The organism is Streptomyces sp. NPDC003042, from assembly GCF_053591315.1.
In genome coordinates this window covers 1-2,500 of sequence record NZ_JBSFTP010000172.1, presented here as the reverse complement: position 1 = coordinate 2,500, position 2,500 = coordinate 1, and the positions used below count along the sequence as shown (strand labels likewise).

At 70.6% G+C, this 2,500-nt stretch carries 2 protein-coding genes; both read left to right on the top strand.

Annotation, left to right across the window (positions count from 1 at the left end):
* Positions 1–1,422: FAD-binding oxidoreductase (locus ACWDYJ_RS36140; protein ID WP_451569841.1), on the top strand; the 1,422-nt coding region annotated here is incomplete at its 5' end.
* Between the two features lie 437 nt (positions 1,423–1,859).
* Positions 1,860–2,500 (top strand): MFS transporter (locus ACWDYJ_RS36135; protein ID WP_451569840.1); only part of this gene is annotated, 641 nt, incomplete at its 3' end.

Here is a 2,500-nt window from a genome sequence, read left to right as displayed (position 1 = left end):
CCGGTGGCGGCCGCCACCGGACGGATCCCCGAGCCCGCCGCGTGGCGGGAGCTGCGCCGGACGGTCAGCCCGGCCGCCCGGCTTTACCGCCCGGCTGATCAGGACTACGCCACCCATGCCAACGCCAACAACCAGCGCTACGCCTCCGTCCGTCCCGCCGGAGTGCTCAGCTGTGCCTCTCAGGACGACGTGGCGGCGGCGGTCCGCTGGTGCGCGAAGCACGGGGTTCCCTTCGCGCCCCGCTCCGGCGGCCACAGCTACGCCGGATTCTCGACCACACGCGGTCTGGTGATCAGTCTGCGGCCGATCCGGCACGTGGTGCCGCGGGGACACCGCCTGTACCTGGGCGGTGGAGCCACCAACTCCGACGTGTACGCGGCCCGAGACTCGGGCCTGTACTTTCCCGGCGGGCGCTGCCCCGGCGTCGGCGTGGCGGGCCTGACACTCGGTGGCGGGCTCGGGTTCAACGACCGCAAGTGGGGCCTGACCTGTGACCGGCTCGCCGAGACGCGCCTCGTTCTCTCCGACGGGACCGTGGTGCGGGCCGCCGACGACGAGAACGCCGACCTGTTCTGGGCGTGTCGCGGCGGGGCGGGCGGCAACTTCGGCATCAACACCGCCTTCGTCTTCGACGCCGTACCGGTGAACCGGCTGCGCGCCACCGTCTTCGACCTGACCTTCGCGCTGGAGGCGGGCGTGCGGGTGATGGACGAGGTGCAGCACGTTCTCGACACGGACCGCGGCAACGACTTCGATCTGCGCGTCGGCTTCAAACAGGCGGGCGACGGCACGACCTCCCTGTCGGTCCTCGGGCACCGACTCGGTTCCGAGGAGGCGCTGCGCGGCGTCCTCGGGCCGTTGCTGAAGCTGCGTCCGACCAAGGTGGTCATCGAGGAGCAGAGCTTCTGGGACGCGCAGGGCTTCCTCAAGGGAACCCTGCCGCTGGAGTCCCACGCCAGCAAGTCCCTCGTCCCCGACCGGTGGGTGACCCAGGACACCGTGACCGCCATGGTCGAGTGGGCCCGCTCGTGGCGCCCGGGCCCGGCGCGGGCCTCCGGCTATGTGACGCTCTTCGCCATGGGCGGCTCCGGTGGCGCACCGCGCCCGGACGAGACCGCCTACCCCCACCGCGAAGCCACGTTCGTGATCGACATCGGCACGCAGTGGAAGCCCGACGCCGCACCCGCCGACGTGGACGCCCTGCTGGAGCAGACCCGGACGATGTACCGCACGCTCCGCCGCCGGTTCCGTACCGACGCGGCCTACGTCAATTTCCCCGACCCGGACCTACGCGACTGGCAGCACGCCTACTACGGTGCCAACTACGAGCGCCTGGTCGAGGTCAAGCGTCGGTACGACCCGGCCGGCCTGTTCCGCTACGCCCAAGCCGTCGGCGGACCCGAGAGCCACGAGTTGTCTTGACCCGGAGGGTTGTTGGCGGGGCTTAGGCACGGCGCGGGGAACCACGCAGCTCGCCACACGTTTCCTCGACGCGGTCGCCAGCGCATCCGGCGGACGGTTCTCGCTGCTGCGCCTGCTGTAGAACCTCCTCGTCTCCGGCGAGCCCGTCACCATCGGCCGACTCGCCGCGGAAGCTGTGTGGCGGCCGAGTCCGGCTCGGACGGGGCCGGGAAGGGGCGCGGCCGTGCTCACTCACAGCGCGCTCCAGGCGGCGGCTTCCTTGAAGCCGATGACGTGCGCACTCCGGCGCCAGCAAGTCCACCGCGAGCGATACCACCACTGTCGCGGCACTACGCAACGTAACTGGGCCCGCTGAACCGCTGGATCAGCCACCTCATGACACACTGGCACATTCCGCAACCATCCGACTCGAACGGTTCCCCTCGAGGAGTGCTGCTGTGGCATCTGTCGGGGCTTCCCGGCCGAGCGGGCTCGGCTGGAACCGTGAGACGGCGACACTCGCGCTGCTGTCGTTCGCCATGTTCACCGTCTCGCTCGACCAGTACATCGTCGTCGTGGCGCTCCCCGACATCGCCCGCGACCTCGGCTACTCCGCACGGACACTGCAATCCGTGATCAGCGCCTACGCCGTCGCCTCCGCGGGCTTCCTGCTGTTCGGCGGACGCGCCGCGGACCTCGTCGGACGACGCCGCGTACTGGCCGCCGGGCTCGCCCTCTACGCCGGTGCGGCGCTGGTGGGCGGCCTGGCGACCGGGCCCGTGATGCTCCTGGTCGCACGCGCGGTACAAGGCCTCGGTGGCGCACTGGTCTTTCCCACCACCCTCGCCCTGATCAACATCACGTTCGTCGAAGGCCGCGTACGCAACCGGGCGCTGGGGATCTGGGGCGGCGCCGGCGCGGCCGGGCTCGTGATCGGAGTACTCCTCGGGGGAGTGCTGACCCACGCCTTCGGTTGGGAAGCGGTGTTCTTCGTCAATGTCCTACTGGCCCTTCCCGCCCTGCTCCTCGCCTTCGTGCTGATCCCGAAGGACCGACAGCGCGACAGAGGACGCAGGTTCGACCTGCCCGGTGCGCTCAG